Raw genomic sequence first — 17,124 nt, 5'->3', positions numbered from 1 at the left:
CGGGAAAGGTCCCTACAACCAGCCGTAGTCGGTGGCGATGCGGACGGCGTCCACCCGGCTGCGCGCCCCGGTCTTCACCAGGACGCGCGACAGGTGGTTGCGTATCGTGCCGACGGACAGGCCCAGCTCGGCGGCGATCTCCTTCGAGCGCGCGCCCCCGGCCGCGAGGCGCAGCACCTCGTGCTCCCGGGGCGTGAGGGGGCACTCGGCGGCCTCCAGGGCCGCGACCGCGAGCTCGGAGTCGACGATCCGGCGTCCGGCGATGATCCGCCGTATCCCGTCGGCGAGCTGCTCGGGGCACACCTCGATGCTCAGGTAGCCGAGGGCCCCGGCCGCGAAGGCCCGCTTGAGGTGGCCGGGGTTCGGCTGGGCCGACAGCAGCATCACCCGGCATCTGGGCACCTTCTCGACGAGCCGCGCGGCCAGGCTCGGCCCGTCCGCCCCCGGCAGGTCCGCGTCGATGACGGCGGCGTCCGGCAGTACGTCGAGGGCGGCCGGCACGATGTCCTCGGCCGAACCGACGTCCGCGACCACCGTGAGGTCGCTCTCCCCTTCGAGAGACGCGACCAGGCCTCGCCGTACCAACGGAAGGTGTTCGGCCACCAGGATCCGGATCAAGACGCTCCCCTCTGGACGGTCTCTCAAAGGGTGATCGACCCATTGCGTACTGTCAACGGAGTGTCCAGGTTCGGCCACGTATGGGCAACGCGCCGGTTCGCCGGAGCAGGTCTCTCCCTTGTTCCGGTGGGCTACTCTCGGAGGGTGCGACGACTGCCACGGCATCTTCTCCGACTCGGAGGTACGCGCTGATGAGCTGGCTCATCGTGGCCGGATTCGTGATCGTCTTCGTTGGTCTGCTGCTCTCCATCGCGCTGCACGAGATCGGGCACCTCGTCCCGGCCAAGCTGTTCGGCGTCCGCGTGACGCAGTACATGGTCGGCTTCGGGCCGACGCTGTGGTCGCGGCGGCGCGGCGAGACCGAGTACGGCGTGAAGTGGATCCCGCTGGGCGGCTACATCCGCATGGTCGGCATGCTCCCGCCGCGTCCCTCCGACGACCCCGGCAAGCTGCGCAGCGTCTCGACGGGCCCCTGGCAGGGCCTCATCGAGAACGCCAGGGCGGTCGCCTCGGAGGAGATCCGGCCGGGCGACGAGAACCGCGTCTTCTTCCGCAAGCCCTGGTGGCAGAAGGTCATCATCATGACCGGCGGGCCCGCGATGAACTTCGTGCTGGCGTTCGTGCTCTTCGCGGTCGTGATGATGGGCTTCGGCGTGCGGACGACGAAGCCGGTCGTCTCCTCGGTGTCCAAGTGCGCTATCCCGGCGGCCGAGGCCGCGCACCGGGACTGCGCGTCCGGCGACCCGCTGACGCCCGCGGCGAAGGCGGGGCTGCGGCCCGGGGACCGGATCGTCGCCGTGGGCGGCACTCCGGTCGCCAGCTGGGAGGCGGCCACCCGGCAGATCCGGTCGCACGGCGCCGGCGCGACGACGCTCGGCATCGAGCGCGACGGCCGGACCACGACGGTGGACGTCGACCTGATCGCGCAGGACATGCCCTCGCAGACCGACCCCGACAAGGTGGACAGGAACGTCGGCTTCCTCGGCGTCAGCCCGACGATCGTCGTGGAGAAGCAGGGCCCCGGCTACGTCGTCGGGCAGATGTGGGACCTGACCAAGCGGACCGCCGCGGCCATGGTCAACATCCCCAAGAAGATGGTCGGCGTGTGGAACGCGGCGTTCTCGGGGGAGAAGCGCGACCCGAACGGGCCGATCGGGATCGTCGGCGCCGGCCGCATCGGCGGTGAGATCGCCGCGTCGGACATCCCCATCGACAGCAAGATCGAGGTGTTCATCAGCCTGCTGGCCGGGCTGAACCTCGCGGTCGGCATGTTCAACCTCGTCCCCCTGTTGCCGCTGGACGGCGGCCACATCGCCGGCGGCCTGTGGGAGGGAGTCAAGCGGGCCTTCGCCCGGGTGCGCCGGCGGCCCATGCCGGGCTACGTGGACGTCGCCAAGGCGCTCCCGCTGACGTACGTCATGGCGGCCCTGCTCGTCGTCATGGGCGGCCTTCTCATCTACGCCGACCTGGTGAACCCCGTCCGCATCTCGGGCTGAACGGGGCTGAACCGGGCTGAACGGGCCGGGCCGGGCCGGGCGGGCCCGGCCCGGCGGGTGAGGGACCGGGTCCCTACTCGCCCGTCGCCCCGTCGATGCGCTCGCGCAGCAGGTCGGCGTGGCCGTTGTGCCGCGCGTACTCCTCGATCATGTGGACCATGATCCAGCGCAGTGAGTGGTGGACGCCCTGCCGGGCCGCCTTCGTCGTCGCGTCCAGATCGGCGCAGGCCGCCTCCGCCGCCCGCGCGTGCTCGATCTCCGCGCGCCAGGTGGCGAAGGCCTCCTCGGCGGACGCCGTGTCCACGTTGTCGAACTCGCCGTCCGGATCGTCGTCGGTGTAGTAGATGCCTTCGAGGTCCTCACCGGCGAGCCGCCGCCGGAACCAGCTCCGCTCGACGTCGGCCATGTGCCGCACGATGCCGAGCAGCGACAGGGACGACGGCGGGACGGAGCGCAGCCGTAGCTGTTCCTCGGCGAGGCCCTCGCACTTCACGGCCAGCGTCTGGCGGTGGAAGTCGAGGAAGGCGCGCAGCATCTCGCGCTCGCCCGCGGCGAGCGGAGGATCGGTACGTGTGTCGGTCATCCGGACATCCTCCCCCTGGCCCCCGGGGTGCGACCACTTCATTTCCGCCCCGCCGGACGGCCCGCCTTCCAGGCGCAGGAGAGGGGGCGCGCTCTCGCGACCCGCTTGACTCGGGCGTGGACGAACCTTTGCCCGTACTTGTCCAAACAGCATGATCGAGTCAGAATCAGTTCAGCCTTCAACCATTTTGGTTGGAGGGTCGCTGCACGGATGAGGAGAGGCATGAAGCGCACGATCTCCGTTCTCGCCGTCGCCACCGGCGTCCTCGGCGCCACGCTCACCGGCGTCGGTCCCGCGTCCGCCTCCGCGGTCGACTGCTCCACGGGCGGGTACACCTACGCCCGGACCAGCTACGTCCCCACCAACGTCCAGCGGCCGTCGGTGGACGGCCGTAACTACAACATCGCCGGTCCGTCGGCGTACACGCACGAGGTCTGCCTCGACATCCCGGACACCGAGACGTTCACGATCGAGGTACAGATCCACTCCTCCGACGGGTCCACGACCGTGTTCGTGGACGACCGGCCCGGCGACAAGGTCTTCCGCTTCTCGCCCGGCACCAACAGCTGGTGGCAGGTCTACGGCACGATGACCGGGCCCGGCAGCACCTACATCTACTACACCTGGAACGAGAAGCAGATCCCCGCCTGACGCGGAACGGGCCGGCCGCCTCGCTCGGCGAGGCCGCCGGCCCTCGAAGCTCCTGCTCAGTACATCGAGATGTGGACATGGTCGTAGTGGTTGGCGGTGACGCCGCCCCGGTCGGACATGGGGCGCCAGCCCGGGTGGCCGAGGTTGTAGATGCGCTGCTGCCAGATGACGTACATCACGCCGAGCTTCGGGCCGTTCTTGATGGCCCAGGCGGCCAGGCTGTCGCCGAGCGCCTTCATCTGGGCCGAGGGCATGGCGCCGCCCGAGCTCATCATGAAGTCGCAGGCGCGGCCGAGGGGGTGCTCACCGCTGTTCTCGGCCCGGTAGCAGCCGACCGGGAAGCTCAGATCGAAGTGCTCCTCCACCTCCGAGCGCATGAGCCGCATCCGGGGCGTGATGTTGTCCGCGCCCGCCGGCAGTTCGGGCGCCCACGACCCGCTGCCCCTCCGGCCCGGAGCGATCGGGACCAGGCGGTCGATCTTGTCCTTGATGTCGTCGATGAGCTTCTCGGCCTCCCGGCGCCGACCGGCGACCTCCGCGGCCTGCGACTTCAGCGACGCGGTGAGCGCCCTCGCCGCCTCGGCGGCCTTCTGCCGTTCGGTGCGGACCTCGTCGACCCGCGCGAGCCTCGCGGCCTGTTCCTCCTTGAGCTGGTACGCCACCGCGGAGACGGTCAGGTTGGGCAGGACCCGCACGCTGTCGGTCTGGTACCGCAACCCGACGAACTCCCGAACCTCGTCGAGGGTCGCCGTGTAGTCGGTTTCCGCCCTGGTCACGCGGGCGCGCGCCGCCGCCTCGTCGTCCCGCGCCCTGGCGAGCGCGACCCGCTTGGCGTTGTAGTCGGCGATGAGCCGGTCGACCTTCTTCTGCAGGCCGGCGAGCTGCTTCTTGAGCTGCCTCTCCGTCGGCTTGGGGGCGGCGGCGCCCCCGGCGGCCGTGCCGAGAACGAGGGCCGCGGCGGTCAACACACCGGCGGCCAGGGGGAACGCGCGGGGCAGAGCCCACTCCTCTCCATCTGCCGACCGGGTTAGCTGACGGGTGCGGGCTGGAGGAGCCCGGGCAGCGACGTGCCTTTACCCCAGAGGCGTGAATGGGTCCCCGGCTCCCGGGCGAGGCGCCCGGGATTAGGCGGCACCGGCTGTGACCGGTGGTGCCAGGGATACTAGTGGTAAAGAAATGGTGACTGCCACCCCAAGTCGCAACCGTACGGAGATCAGTCCGTTACCACCTCGCGCAGCATGCGGGCGGCCTCCTCCGGCAGCACGTCGTTGACGAAGGCGCCCATCGCCGACTCCGATCCGGCGAGGTACTTCAGCTTGTCCGCCGCCCGCCGGATCGTGAAGAGCTGGAGGTGCAGGTAGGCCAGATCCCGGCGGTAGGTGACCGGAGCCTGGTGCCAGGCCGCGACGTACGGCATGACGACGCCGAACAGCCCGTCCAGGCGGCGCAGCACGTCGATGTACAGCGGCGCGAAGGCGGCCCGCTCCTCCGCCGACAGCGCCGGAATGTCCGGCACCCGGCGGTGCGGGTAGAGGTGCACCTCGAAGGGGTACCGGGCGGCGGCCGGGACAAAGGCCGTCCAGTGCTCGTTGGCGGCCACGACGCGGGGCCCCTTCCGCTCGGCCGCCAGGACGTCCGCGAACAGGTTGCCGCCGCGGTGCCGGGCGGCGGTCTCCAGCATCTGCCGGGTACGCGGCGTGACGTACGGATAGGCGTAGATCTGCCCATGCGGATGCGGCAGCGTGATGCCGATCTCGGCGCCGCGGTTCTCGAAGCAGAAGACCTGCTCCACGCCGGGCAGCGCGGACAGTTCGGCCGTGCGGTCGGCCCACGCCTCGACGACCAGCGCGGCCTGCTCGTCGCCGAGGGAGCTGAAGGAGGCGTCGTGGTCGGAGGTGAAGCAGACGACCTCGCAGCGCCCGGTCCCCGGCCGCACCTCGCTCAGCCCGCCCACCTGCTCGTACGCGCCGGTGTTGAAGCTGAACGACGGGAAGCGGTTCTCGAACACCGCCACCTCGTACGGCGAGGGGATCTCCGAGCCGGGATGCCCGGGGCAGAGCGGGCACTCCTGGGCGGACGGCAGGTGGGTGCGGGTCTGGCGGTGCCGGGCGACGGCCACCCACTCGTCCATGAGCGGGTCGTGACGCAACTCGGACGCGAGGGGGCGCGCGGGCAGATCCCGGGGGTCGGCCACGTCGTGGTCGGCGTCGTCGCGGCGGTCGAAATAGATCAGCTCCCGGCCGTCGGCCAGATGAGCGATGGTGCGCTTCACGGTGCGATCTCCAGCTTCACAGGGCTCTTCTCCGGCGTCGCGGCGGCGTCACACGGAGGCGGTCTTCAGGGGCGCCTCGCCGGACGGATCCGCGAGGAGGAGCTCGCCGGCGTGCTCCGACAGCACGGCGCGGGCGTCCTCGGGCAGGCCCGTGTCGCTCACGACCACGTCGGCCTCGCCGAGGGCCGCGATCGTGCTGATGCCGACGGTCCCCCACTTGGTGTGGTCGGCCAGGACGACGAGCCGCTGGGCGGCGGCGATCAGGGCGCGGTCGGTCTCCGCCTCCAGCAGGTTGGGGGTGGTGAAACCGGCCCGGACGCTCATGCCGTGCACGCCGAGCATGAGGATGTCGACGTTCAGGGAGCGGACGGCCGCGACCGCGACCGGGCCGACCAGCGCGTCGGACGGCGTCCGCACGCCTCCCACGAGCACCACGGTCTGGTCGGGCCGCCCCGCCCGGTGGAAGACGTCGGCCACCTGGACGGAGTTGGTGATCACGGTCAGCTCGGGCACGTCCACCAGGTGGTGGGCCAGCGTCCAGGTCGTCGTGCCGGCCGAGAGCGCGACGGAGCTTCCCGGCCGTACGAGCGGGGCCGCGCAGCGGGCGACGGCCTCCTTCTCGGCCTGCTGCCGCATCGACTTGGCCGCGAAGCCCGGCTCCTCGGTGGAGCCGGCGCCGGTGGCGGTGGCCCCGCCGTGCACCTTGACGATCAGGCCGCGCTCCGCCAGGACCTCCAGGTCGCGGCGGATCGTCATGTCCGACACCCCGAGCTCACGCACGAGTTGCGCGACCCGGACCCCGCCGGACCTGCGGACTCTCTCCAGGATCGCCTGCTGCCGTTGCTGGGCCAGCATCCGCCACTCCTTTAAACAGATTCCAACAGATTATGCACACATACGTACAGGAGCGCTGAGCCGGGGTGCGGGTACTTGCCGCCGCCCGTCCGCGGGGGGACAGTGGGCGAAACCCGTACTCCAGGGAAGGCGGCCGCGATGGGCAGACGCGCACGCAAGTCGAAGGCCCGCAGGAAGAAGAAGGCCAACCACGGCAAGCGTCCTACGGGGCGATAGCCCGGTTCCGGGGCCGTCTCAGGGGGTTCTGCCCCACGCCGCGAGCAGCTTGGTCTGCTGGTCGGCGCCGGCCGGGACGTCGCGCTCGTCCCCGATCACGCCCGCCTCGCGGTAGCCGTCCCACGCCTTGGCGAACCATTCGGCGCAGGACGCGACGAGGTCGGGGTCGAGCCGTTCCGGACCGCCGACGGCCCGCGCGAGGTCCCAGGTGTGGATCAGCGCGTCCGCGAACAGCTCGGTGATGTACTCCTCGCCCGGCACGTCGCCGAAGGACAGATGAGCCACGCTCGTGAGGGCGCCCTCGGCGTACACCGCCTGGACGGCGCCCTGCGCGGACGCCTCGAACGCCTTCACCGGGTCGTCGCCGAGCACGTCGCCCTCGAACGCGTCGCCCACCTCGGCGGCCGTGCGGCCCGACAGCAGTTCGGGAGCCCACAGGTTCTCGGTCACCAGGTGGTTCACCAGCCCCCGGACGTCCCAGTCGACGCACGGCGTCGGCAGGTCCCACTGTCCGGGGCGGACGAGATGGAGGCGGTCGCCGAAACCGTCGAGCGCCCTGCGGTACGCGTCCCGGATGTCGATCATGTCCCCTCCTCGCCACGAGCTCCCCGATTCGACCGTAACTCCTCCCGGCGATCAGTCATGCCCGCCCGCCCGCGAGGAGGCGGCCGGTCACGGAAGATGCTGCTCGACCCAGACGATCTTGCCGTACGGGGTGGGCCGGGTGCCCCAGCGATAGGCGAAGCGCTTGATCAGCTGGAGGCCGCGGCCGGTGTCCTCGTCGGGGGTGGCCGTACGCGGGGCGGGGCTGGAGGGGGAGCCGTCGGCGACCTCGACCACCAGTGTGCGGCAGCGCAGCAGCCGCAGCTCGATCGGCGGCCAGCCGTGCTTGAGCGCATTGGTGACCAGTTCGCTGACGATGAGCTGGGTGCTGTCCACCAGGCTGCTCAGTCCCCAGGCGGCGAGGGTGACCCGGACGAACCGGCGGGCCTGGGAGACGAACTTCGGGTCGGCGGGCAGGGGGCAGGTCGCCACCTCGTCCGGGTCGAGCTCACGCACACGGGCCACCAGCAGGGCGATGTCGTCGCGCTCGTGGCTCGCCCGCTGGCTGCTGATGATGTCGTCGCACATGTCGTCGAGGTCCTCGACGGGCCCGGCCAGCAAGCGGCGCAACCCCATGATCCCGGCGTCCAGGTCCCGCTCGCGGCTCTCCACCAGGCCGTCGGTGTAGAAGGCGAGCACGCTCCCGGCCGGCAGGACCAGCTCGCGCATCTCCAGCGGGTCGCTGCCGATGCCGAGGGGAAGGCCCGACGGCAGCTCGACGATCTCGGTCGACCGGTCGGGATGCAGCAGGATCGGCGGCACGTGCCCGGCGCGGGCGAGCGCGCAGCCGCGCGTCACCGGGTCGTAGACGGCGTAGATGCACGTGGCGATCTGGGTCGGATCGAGGTCCTGGCTCATCAGGTTGAGCCGGAACAGCACCTCGTCGGGCGGCAGGTCCAGGCTCGCCAGCGTGCGCGCCGCCGTGCGGAGCTGGCCCATCGTCGCCGCGGCCCTGGTCCCGTGGCCCATGACGTCGCCCACCACCAGGGCCGTACGGCACCCGGGAAGGGCGATCACGTCGTACCAGTCTCCGCCGACTCCCATCAGGTCGCTCGCCGGAAGGTAGCGCGAGGCGATGTCCATCCCGAGCGGCTGCGGCAGTTCGGCGGGCAGCAGGCTGCTCTGCAGGGTCAGCGCGGTCCGGCGCTCGGTGGTGTAGAGGCGGGCGTTGTCGACGCACACGGCGGTGCGGGTGGCGAGGTCCTCGGCCACCGCGACGTCCTGCTCCTCGAACGGGGGCGCGCCCGCCCGCCTGGTGAAGACCACGCACCCGAGCACCCGTCCCCGGGCCCTTAGGGGCACGGTGAGGAACGAGGCGTCGGTCAGCAGGGCGGCGATCGCGTCCTCGCGGCCGAAGGCCGCGCCGATGAGCCGGGCGCTCTCCTTGTCCATGGCCGGATACATCAGCGGCTTGCCGCTCGCCATGCACTGCGCCTGCGGCAGGCTCGCCGGGTAGACCGCCACCTCGCCGACGGGGAAGGCGTTCACGCAGGCGTCCGCGTCCGCGCCGGCCACGCCCATCGCCGTCCGGCGGACGAGGGTCGTCCCGTCCACCGGGCGGGACGACAGCTCGCCGTCGTTGAGGAGGCGGTCCTGGAGCATCACGGCCGCGGTGTCGGCGAACCTCGGGACGGCCACGTCCACGAGTTCCCGGCTCGTCTCCTCGAGGTCGAGGGTGCTGCCGATGCGGCGGCTCGCCTCGTTCAGGAACGCCAGCCGTTCGTGCGCGGACGCGGCGCCGCTGCGCCGCCACTGTCCCCGGTCCGCCGGGGCGGGGTCCTTGATCACGCAGTTCCGGTTCAAAACGAATACTCCGGCGAGAGCGGATGGTGTCCCAGAATCGTATGGAGCTGATACCGCGCATTTCAGCCGTTTGGCATGAGTGCTTTGGCCGGCACGACGGCGCGATGGCGCAGCCGTACCCTGCGGTCAACGGACGAAACGGATATCAGTCAACATGCGTCACATCAGACAGTTTGCCATCAAACGGAAGGCAGGTGTGCGAGAGCCGCGTCGATCCGCTCCTGCGGGAGCGTGAAGTCCTCCAGGCGGCCGGCGAGGTGACGCTCGTACGCGGGCAGGTCGAAATGGCCGTGCCCGCACAGGGACGTCACGATGACCTTCTCCTCGCCCGACTCGGCGCACCGCAGCGCCTCCGCGATGGTCGCGGCCACCGCGTGGGCGGGTTCGGGAGCCGGCAGGATCCCCTCGACCCCGGCGAAGCGGACGCCCGCGTCGAAGCACTCGGTCTGCGTCACCGCCACGGCCTCCACGAGGCCCAGTTCGTACACGTGCGACAGCAGCGGCGACATGCCGTGGTAGCGCAGCCCGCCGGCGTGGATGGGGTCCGGCACGAACGTGTGGCCCAGCGTGTGCATCTTCATCAGCGGCGTGAACCCCGCCGTGTCGCCGAAGTCGTAGGCGTACGTGCCCCGCGTCAGCGACGGGCAGGCGGCGGGCTCCACCGCGCGCAGCACCGGGTCCATCCGCCCCGCGAGCTTCTCCCGCAGGAACGGGAAGGCCAGGCCGGCGAAGTTGGAGCCGCCGCCGGTGCAGCCGATGACCAGGTCGGGGGTCTCGCCGAGGACGGCCAGTTGCTCCAGCGCCTCCTCGCCGATCACGGTCTGGTGCATCAGGACGTGGTTGAGCACCGAGCCCAGGGCGTACCGCGTGTCGTCGTGCTGCCCGGCGACCTCGACGGCCTCGCTGATCGCGATGCCCAGCGACCCCGTGCAGTGCGGGTCCTCCGCCAGGATCCTGGCTCCCGCGGCGGTCACCGCCGACGGGCTGGCGTGCAGCGTCGCGCCGTGGACGCGCATCAGCGTACGGCGGTAGGGCTTCTGGTCGTACGACGCCCTGACCATCCAGATCTCGCACGCCAGGCCGAACTGGCCGCAGGCGAACGCCAGGGCCGAGCCCCACTGGCCCGCGCCGGTCTCCGTGGTCAGCCTCCGCACGCCCTCCCGCGCGTTGTAGTAGGCCTGCGGGACCGCGGTGTTCGGCTTGTGCGACCCGGACGGGCTGCCGCCCTCGTACTTGTAGTAGATCCGGGCGGGCGTGCCGAGCCGGCGCTCCAGGCGGCGGGCGCGGATGAGGGGAGTGGGCCGCCACAGGCGGTACACGTCGAGCACCTCATCCGGAACGGGGACGTACCGCTCCCCGGAGACCTCCTGCCCGATCAGCTCCGCCGGGAAGAGCGGCGCGAGGTCGTCGGGGCCGACCGGCCGGAGCGTGGCCGGGTGGAGCACCGGGGGAGGAGGCGCGGGGAGGTCGGGGACGAGGTTGTACCAGTTCCGGGGGATCCGGGACTCGTCGAGAAGGACCCTGGTCGGCTCACCCATGTCTCCCAGTGTCCGCGCGGCGGGCCGGTCGGGAAAGGGCACCCGCCGATGTGGCCGGACCTGGTCAGACGGTGCCGCCCGAGCGCCAGTAGACGCCGTCCTCCCGGGTGAGGAACCCCTCGTCCACCAGATATCGGCGCAGCGCGGCGTGGTCGTCGTGGAACGCCCGCAGCGCCACGTCGACCTCCTTCTCCGGGTACCGCGTGCCCACCTCGAAGACCTGGGAGACGTAGTCCAGCACCATCAGCCGCTTGGCCCGCTTCGTCGGTATGGAGAGGAGCCGCCCGTCGACCAGGAACGCGTCCAGCGGGCCCGCCGGTTCGGCGGGCACCGCGCGGAGCAGGTCGCGGAAGGCCTCCGGCCGCGCCCGCCACCCGTCCCCGTCCCGTACGGCGAGACCGCCCCGCTCCAACCGGCCGAGCGCCCGCCCGACCTCGTCCGGGCCGAGCCCGGTGAGCTTGCCGAGAGGCTCCCCGGGATGGAGGACGAGACAGGAGAGAACCCGCAGCGTGTCCTCCTGGCCGAGCAGCCCGAGCACGCGGGGAATGCGCTTGTCGATCACCCGTCCACGGTATGTGACCGATGAGTACCTTCGGAAACATGGAGGGCGCCGTGCCCGCTCGACTGGATCACACGATCGTGCACAGCACCGATCGCTTCGCCTCCGCCCGCTTCCTCACCGGCCTGCTCGGCGAGCCGGGGCCCGGCACGTTCGGGCCGTTCGCCACGGTCAGAGTCGCCAACGGCGTGACGATCGACTTCGCCGACTCGATCGTCGGCCGGGACCGGATCGTCCTCCAGCACCTGGCCTTCCTCGTCTCGGAGGACGAGTTCGACGAGATCTTCACCCGGATCGGCGAGCGGGGCCTGCCGTACTGGGGCGCACCGAACCACCAGGAGCCGCAGCGGATCAACCACCGGCACCACGGCCGCGGGGTGTACGTGGACGACCCCGACGGCCACGCCATCGAGTTCCTCACCCACCCGTACGTCGAGGAGGAATGAACGGGTCAGCCGTGCGCGGCGGCCTCGATCGCCTGCTTCATCTCCGCCGCGCCGCGTTCCATGCGGATCCGGATGTCGGCCGCCCGCGCGTGCGGCAGGACATCGGTGATCCAGATCAGCCGGCCCGCCCCGTCGCCCTCGGACCGGACCTCGAACGTGGCGTGGTGGAACTCCACCGGCGGCCGCGCGCCCTCGACGACGCAGTAGGCGAGGCGGCGGGCGTCGTCGTCGATCCCGACGACCAGTTCACGGACCACGTGCCCGTCGGGGAAGGTCAGGAACCGCTGGTCGCCCTCGATCCGGGTGCCGGTGACGCGGCCCGGCAGCAGGCGCTCGTGCACGGCGCCGACGTCGCGCAGGACGTCCCAGATGTGCTCCGGGGGTGCGTCGATCACGATCTCATGACGAACGGAGGCCATGCGGCGGGGGTCCTTCCAGGCGACTGGTCGAGACCAACCTAGAGCACCGCACGTGGGCCAGAATCGGTCTCGTGCAGTTCGGCATCCTGGGGCCGCTGGAGGCCCGCACGGCCGAGGGGGAATCGATCTCCGTCGGCGGATTGCGGCCGCGCGCGCTTCTCGCGTTGCTCCTGCTCGACGCCGGTCGGCTGGTCGGTGTGGACCGGTTGATCGACGGTCAGTACGGTGACGATCCGCCGGCCGGGGCGGCCAACGCGATCCAGGCCCACGTGTCCCGGCTCCGGCGCAGCCTGCCCGGCGACCTGATCGAGTTCCACGGCGCCGGATATCGGCTCGCCGTGGACCCCGACGACGTCGACGTCCACCGCTTCGAGCGGCTTGCCCGTGCCGGGCGACGGCTCCTGGCCGCGGGTCAGCACGAGCGCGCCGCGAGGTCGCTCAGGGACGCGCTGGCGCTGTGGCGAGGTCCTGCGCTGGCGGACGTGGCCGACGCGCCTTTCGCGCCGGCGCAGGTGGCCCGCCTGGACGAGCTGCGGCTGACAGCGCAGGAAGACCTCGTCGAGGCCGAGCTCGCCCTTCCGGAGGGCACGTCGGCAGCCGGGCTCCGGCAGCTGGTCGTGGCGTACCCGTTGCGTGAGCGGTTGCGCGGCCAGCTCATGCGGGCGCTGCACGCATCCGGGCAGCAGGCGGCGGCGCTGGCCGTGTTCGAGGAGGTCAGGCGGCTGCTCTCTGACGAGCTCGGCGCCGACCCCTCGCCTGAGCTGGCGGCGCTCCACCTGGCGATCCTCCGCGGCGAGGAGCCGCGCGAGCGGGCGACGGGCGGCCGGCTCCCCGCGCATCTCACCAGCTTCGTCGGCCGCGCGGAGGAGCTGGACCGGCTCCACTCGCTCCGGAACTCCCGGTTGGTCACCCTGACCGGTCCCGGTGGCACGGGCAAGACCAGGCTGGCGATCGAGGCGGCCCGTCGCCGTGGACAGGAGGCCTGCTTCGTCGACCTCTCCCCGCTCGACGACGGGGCCCAGGTCCCGCAAGCCGTGCTGGGCTCGCTCGGCCTGCGCGAGGCGGGGCTGCGGGCACCGGACCTCGGCCGAAGCGACGCCGTGGAGCGGCTTACGGCCGCCCTCGCGGAGCGCGAGCTGCTGCTCGTCCTCGACAACTGCGAACACGTGGTCGCTCCGGCCGCCGTCCTCGTCCGCCGGCTGCTCGAGGCGTGTCCGAGGCTTGCCGTCCTGGCCACCAGCCGTGAGCCGCTCGGGCTCACCGGTGAGACGCTTGTCCCGCTGGCGCCGCTGGCCGTGCCGTCGCCGGGCACGGACCTCGATGAGGCCCTCACCTACCCGGCTGTGAGCCTGTTCGCGGATCGGGCCGCCGAAGTACGGCCGGGCTTCACCATGGGGCCCGAGGTCATCGAGATCTGCGCGACCCTGGAGGGGCTGCCGCTGGCCATCGAGCTGGCTGCGGCGAGGGTGCGGTCGTTCTCGGTGGCGGAGATCTCCGCACGCCTCAAGGAGCACGGCAGGTTCACGCTGCTGTCGCGTGGTGACCGCACCGCGGTGACACGCCACCAGACGCTGCACGCGGTGGTGGATTGGAGCTGGAGCCTGCTCAGCCCTGATGAGCGAGTGATGGCCAGGCGCTTCTCCGTCTTCTCAGGCGGCGCGTCGCTTGAGGCGGTGGAACAGGTCTGCGGTGCCGGTGAGGTGCTGGCCGACCTGGTGGACAAGTCCCTCGTCGAGGCCAGCGGCGGACGCTACCGGATGTTCGACACCATCCGCCTGTTCTGCGCGAAACGGCTGGCGGAAGCCGGGGAGGAGAAGCGGCTGCGCGACGCGCACGCCGCCTGCTTTCTCGATTTGGCCCAGCGCGCCGACCCGTGGTTGCGACGGGCCGAGCAACTCGACTGGTTGGGCCGCCTCTCCGCGGAGCACAGCAACATCGAGGCCGCGTTGCGCCATGCCGTACAGGAGAGTCCGGAGACGGCGCTGCGGCTGATCGCCGCCCTTTCGGCGTACTGGTGGCTGAGCGGGCGGCGCGGTCAGGCGGCCTCGTCCGCTCTCAGCCTGCTCGGCCGGCTGGGGACCGAGGTGCCCGCGGGGCTGGAGGAGGAGTACCTCCTCTGCGTGCTCCACGCCGTGCCTGACGTGCTTCCCGCGCAATGGGAGCGGGCCGAGGAGATCATGCGATCGCTGGACCGGGAACTGCGGCACCCGTTCGCGGCGGTCATGTGGGGAATGGCCGCAGGGCCGCCTGAACCGGACTCGCCCAGGAGGCGGCAGTTCGGCTCCGAACCGTGGAGCCGGGCCGTGGTGTCGCTGGGGCAGGGCGTCGTGAACCTGCTCGACGGCAGGGTGGCCGACGCCGACCGGGATCTGGAGGCGACGCTGGCGAGCTTCCGTTCGGTCGGTGAGCGCTGGGGCATGGCGCAGGCGCATGAGTGGCTGGCGTTGATCTCCAGTTGGAGGGGGGAGTGGGCGCGGGCGAGGCAGTTGTGGGAGCAGGCCCTGGACCTGTACGAGCAGCTCGGCGCGTTCGACGAGATGGTGGACGTGCTGTGCCGTAGGGCGGGTGGGCTGGTGCGAGAGGGCGACTTCCACACGGCCGCCGCCGACCTGCGGCGCGCCGCTGAGCTGGAGCGTAGGACGGGCAGGTCGCACCGACCGGCCCTGATCGGGCTGGGCTGGGGCGAGTTGGCCCGCCTCCGAGGCGATCACGCCGAAGCCCGCGCCCGCTACACGGAGGTGCTGGAAGCCGTCGATCTCCGCTCCTACGCCGGCGGGAGCATCAGGCTGCTGGCGCTCACCGGGCTCGGCCTGCTCGCCCAGGCCGAAGGCGACCTCACGGCGGCCAGGCTCCACCACGCCGAGGTGCTGGCGTGTGCGCGGGCGTCGCCGGCGACGGATCTCGCCTACGTCGCCGAGGCACAGGCCGGGCTGGCCCTCCTCCATGGGGCGCCGGACCAGGCGGCCTTCCTGCTGGGTGCGGGGCTGGCGCTACGCGGTGTGGTCGTCGCCGGCGATCGTGACCGCGAGCGGATCGCCGCACGCGTCACCGAGGTCATCGGCGCCGAGGCGTTCGCGTCGGCGTTCGCCAGGGGGGTCGCGCTGGACCGGGAACAGGTGTTGGCGGCTCTCTCCTGACCGGGTGGGAAGCCGGGAAGGCGACGGCAGACCACCCGTTGACGAGGCAAGGCGCCGGCAGCGTCCGGGGCGAGTCCCGCTGACAGCTCCGTTCCGACTGTCAGTCGGCTGTCTGCGGGCCGTCAGCGCTCCCGGCGAAGCTCGGGGACGTGGAAGACACCGACATCCTGATCTCCGGCGCCGGCGTCGCCGGCCCCGCTCTGGCCTACTGGCTCAACCACTACGGATTCAACGTGACCGTGGTCGAGAAGGCCCCCGCCTTGCGTCCGGGCGGCCAGGCCGTCGACTTCAAGGGCGAGACGCACCTGACCGTACTGGAGCGGATGGGCATTTTGGAGGACGTACGGCGGCTGCAGACCGGCGGGGCCGACCAGGAGATCGTCGACGCGAACGGCCGCAGGCTGGTGGTGATGCCCGGCGAGTTCACCGGGGGCGATCTGGAGATCCGGCGGGGTGACCTGTCCCGACTGCTGTACGAAAGGACGGTCGCCGCCGGCTGCGAGTACGTCTTCGGCGACTCCATCACCTCGCTCACCGAAACGGCGGGCGGTGTGCACGTGACCTTCGAGCGCGGCGCGCCCCGCGTCTTCGGCCTGGTCGTGGGCGCGGACGGAATCCACTCCAACGTCCGCCGTCTGGCGTTCGGGCCTGAATCCGACTATGTCCGATTCCTCGACTATTACTACGCCCTCGTCGATATACGGGGGAATTTCGGGACGACGGCGAAGATGTACAACGAGCCCGGCCGGCTGGTCTCTACCGGGGGTCCCAAGTCTGCCGCGCTCTTCATCTTCGCCTCGCAACGGCTCGACTACGACCGCTACGACGTCGAGCAGATGAAGCGGATCCTGCTGGACGCCTATGCCGGGATGGGCTGGCGGACGCCCGAGATCCTCGGAGCGGTCCGGGAGGCGGACGACGTCTATGTCGACTCGATCAGCCAGGTCCGGATCGACCACTACTCCAAGGGCCGCGTGGTTCTGTTGGGGGACGCCGCGTACGGCAACACGCTGGGCGGCTTCGGCACCGGGCTCGCCATGGTCGGCGCGTACGTACTGGCCGGTGAGCTGGCCGAGGCGGGCGGGAACCACCGGGTCGCCTTCCGGCGCTACGAAGAGGGGTTCCGCGAGTACGCGAAGATCGCCAAGTCCGGCAACGCGGGTCCCTTTCTCGCTCCGCGCACCTGGCGCGGGATCCGGATGCGCAACTGGATCTTCAGGGCCGGCTTGCTATTCAAGATCATGATGAGGATGGCCGACAGGTTCGCCACCGATATCAGGCTCAAGGACTACTCGTCCTCGGTGCGTCGCTGACCCACTCCTGAGACCACTGAAGGCCACCCCGATCCTGGGGTGGCCTTCTCGATGGTCGGGGCGACAGGATTTGAACCTGCGACTTCTTGCTCCCAAAGCAAGCGCGCTACCAAGCTGCGCCACGCCCCGTCCCGCCGGTTGCGCGAGCGCTCCGAGACTCCGGTACGCTTACGCCCTGACGACCGGATGAAGTCTAGACCAGATGGACACCGGGCGCGCGCGGACGTAGCTCAATGGTAGAGCCCCAGTCTTCCAAACTGGCTACGCGGGTTCGATTCCCGTCGTCCGCTCTCACCACGAAAGGCCAGGTCACCCCGCCCGGGGAGCCTGGCCTTCGTGATCTCACGATGCTGTTTTCGATCTTCCGTGCCACACGTGCCATTTCATGCTTCGATCTTGGTTTCGGCCGCCGTCTTCAACGCCTGCCCGAGCGCTTTGGCCATCGCCTGATCACGGTCCTGCGTGGCGTGCAGGTAGATCAGCGCGGCCCTAGAAGGCCACTGAAGATCTTGTCTCGATGACCGCCGGTGCTTGTGGTCGGCCCGTGGTTCACGCAGGTGAGTTTGGAACCAGTGTCCAGACGTTGCCGGTCCGGGTGAGTCCGAGGTTGATCAG

16 protein-coding genes, 2 tRNA genes and 1 riboswitch are annotated in these 17,124 nt (G+C 71.0%); of the genes, 7 read left to right on the top strand and 11 right to left on the bottom strand.

The window, feature by feature from the left end; genetic code table 11:
• Positions 1–12 precede the first annotated feature (12 nt).
• The gene (locus HHX37_RS14205; RefSeq protein ID WP_182873698.1) at positions 13–618 is read right to left on the bottom strand and encodes a LuxR C-terminal-related transcriptional regulator; all 606 of its coding nucleotides are present in this window, start codon (positions 616–618) and stop codon (positions 13–15) included.
• 191 nt (positions 619–809) lie between these two features.
• On the opposite strand from HHX37_RS14205, the gene HHX37_RS14200 reads away from it, so the two are divergent.
• The gene (locus tag HHX37_RS14200) at positions 810–2,114 is read left to right on the top strand and encodes a M50 family metallopeptidase (RefSeq protein ID WP_182881635.1); all 1,305 of its coding nucleotides are present in this window, start codon (positions 810–812) and stop codon (positions 2,112–2,114) included.
• Between the two features lie 73 nt (positions 2,115–2,187).
• On the opposite strand, the gene HHX37_RS14195 is transcribed toward HHX37_RS14200, so the two are convergent.
• The gene (locus tag HHX37_RS14195) at positions 2,188–2,697 is read right to left on the bottom strand and encodes a DinB family protein (protein WP_117409724.1); all 510 of its coding nucleotides are present in this window, start codon (positions 2,695–2,697) and stop codon (positions 2,188–2,190) included.
• A 222-nt stretch (positions 2,698–2,919) separates the two neighbouring features.
• Here HHX37_RS14195 and HHX37_RS14190 point away from each other — a divergent pair, with 222 nt between their 5' ends.
• Positions 2,920–3,348: a hypothetical protein gene (locus HHX37_RS14190; RefSeq protein WP_182881636.1), complete on the top strand. Its 429-nt coding sequence runs from the start codon at positions 2,920–2,922 to the stop codon at positions 3,346–3,348.
• Positions 3,349–3,404: 56 nt separating this feature from the next.
• Here HHX37_RS14190 and HHX37_RS14185 read toward each other — a convergent pair whose 3' ends face one another.
• From HHX37_RS14185 to HHX37_RS14175, 3 genes are all read right to left on the bottom strand, one after another.
• A complete protein-coding gene (locus tag HHX37_RS14185) occupies positions 3,405–4,316 on the bottom strand; it encodes a hypothetical protein (protein WP_310740369.1) in 912 nt (303 codons plus the stop codon).
• A 34-nt stretch (positions 4,317–4,350) separates the two neighbouring features.
• A riboswitch (cyclic di-AMP (ydaO/yuaA leader) is annotated at positions 4,351–4,488 on the bottom strand.
• Between the two features lie 73 nt (positions 4,489–4,561).
• Positions 4,562–5,620 (bottom strand): galactose-1-phosphate uridylyltransferase, encoded by a 1,059-nt coding sequence (gene galT / locus HHX37_RS14180; RefSeq protein WP_138461979.1) that lies wholly within the window; start codon positions 5,618–5,620, stop codon positions 4,562–4,564.
• A 48-nt stretch (positions 5,621–5,668) separates the two neighbouring features.
• Positions 5,669–6,475 carry a DeoR/GlpR family DNA-binding transcription regulator gene (locus HHX37_RS14175; protein ID WP_117409720.1) on the bottom strand — a complete coding sequence of 269 codons (807 nt, stop codon included), beginning with the start codon at positions 6,473–6,475 and terminating at the stop codon, positions 5,669–5,671.
• 138 nt (positions 6,476–6,613) lie between these two features.
• On the opposite strand from HHX37_RS14175, the gene HHX37_RS38195 reads away from it, so the two are divergent.
• Positions 6,614–6,691: a 50S ribosomal protein bL37 gene (locus HHX37_RS38195; RefSeq protein ID WP_396697758.1), complete on the top strand. Its 78-nt coding sequence runs from the start codon at positions 6,614–6,616 to the stop codon at positions 6,689–6,691.
• Positions 6,692–6,709: 18 nt separating this feature from the next.
• Here the strand turns inward: HHX37_RS38195 and HHX37_RS14170 are convergent, their stop codons facing one another.
• The 4 genes from HHX37_RS14170 to HHX37_RS14155 form a co-directional block, all read right to left on the bottom strand.
• A complete protein-coding gene (locus tag HHX37_RS14170; RefSeq protein WP_182881638.1) occupies positions 6,710–7,276 on the bottom strand; it encodes a TIGR03086 family metal-binding protein in 567 nt (188 codons plus the stop codon).
• Positions 7,277–7,363: 87 nt separating this feature from the next.
• Positions 7,364–9,082: an ATP-binding SpoIIE family protein phosphatase gene (locus HHX37_RS14165; protein WP_182881639.1), complete on the bottom strand. Its 1,719-nt coding sequence runs from the start codon at positions 9,080–9,082 to the stop codon at positions 7,364–7,366.
• Between the two features lie 194 nt (positions 9,083–9,276).
• Positions 9,277–10,635: a TrpB-like pyridoxal phosphate-dependent enzyme gene (locus tag HHX37_RS14160; RefSeq protein ID WP_182885702.1), complete on the bottom strand. Its 1,359-nt coding sequence runs from the start codon at positions 10,633–10,635 to the stop codon at positions 9,277–9,279.
• A gap of 64 nt (positions 10,636–10,699) precedes the next feature.
• Positions 10,700–11,197 (bottom strand): DUF2087 domain-containing protein, encoded by a 498-nt coding sequence (locus HHX37_RS14155; protein WP_182881641.1) that lies wholly within the window; start codon positions 11,195–11,197, stop codon positions 10,700–10,702.
• Positions 11,198–11,247: 50 nt separating this feature from the next.
• Between HHX37_RS14155 and HHX37_RS14150 the strand changes: the two genes are divergently transcribed.
• On the top strand, positions 11,248–11,640 hold the full coding sequence (locus HHX37_RS14150) for a VOC family protein (RefSeq protein ID WP_182885701.1): 393 nt from the start codon (positions 11,248–11,250) through the stop codon (positions 11,638–11,640).
• A 5-nt stretch (positions 11,641–11,645) separates the two neighbouring features.
• On the opposite strand, the gene HHX37_RS14145 is transcribed toward HHX37_RS14150, so the two are convergent.
• Positions 11,646–12,059, bottom strand: coding sequence for an SRPBCC family protein (locus tag HHX37_RS14145; RefSeq protein WP_182881642.1), 414 nt, complete (start codon positions 12,057–12,059; stop codon positions 11,646–11,648).
• Positions 12,060–12,130: 71 nt separating this feature from the next.
• Between HHX37_RS14145 and HHX37_RS14140 the strand changes: the two genes are divergently transcribed.
• Entirely contained in the window at positions 12,131–15,196 is a 3,066-nt protein-coding gene (locus HHX37_RS14140) for an ATP-binding protein (RefSeq protein ID WP_182885700.1), read from the top strand.
• 149 nt (positions 15,197–15,345) lie between these two features.
• Positions 15,346–16,509 (top strand): FAD-dependent monooxygenase, encoded by a 1,164-nt coding sequence (locus tag HHX37_RS14135; protein WP_182885699.1) that lies wholly within the window; start codon positions 15,346–15,348, stop codon positions 16,507–16,509.
• 52 nt (positions 16,510–16,561) lie between these two features.
• Here HHX37_RS14135 and HHX37_RS14130 read toward each other — a convergent pair.
• A tRNA-Pro gene (locus HHX37_RS14130) sits at positions 16,562–16,638 on the bottom strand.
• Positions 16,639–16,728: 90 nt separating this feature from the next.
• On the opposite strand from HHX37_RS14130, the gene HHX37_RS14125 reads away from it, so the two are divergent.
• Positions 16,729–16,799 (top strand) — tRNA-Gly (locus HHX37_RS14125).
• The last annotated feature ends 325 nt before the right edge of the window (positions 16,800–17,124 follow it).

It is taken from the genome of Microbispora sp. H10885, assembly GCF_014161415.1.
GTDB lineage: Bacteria > Actinomycetota > Actinomycetes > Streptosporangiales > Streptosporangiaceae > Microbispora > Microbispora triticiradicis.
The sequence above is the reverse complement of the archived record's forward strand: the minus strand, read 5'-3'. Positions and strand labels throughout refer to the sequence as shown.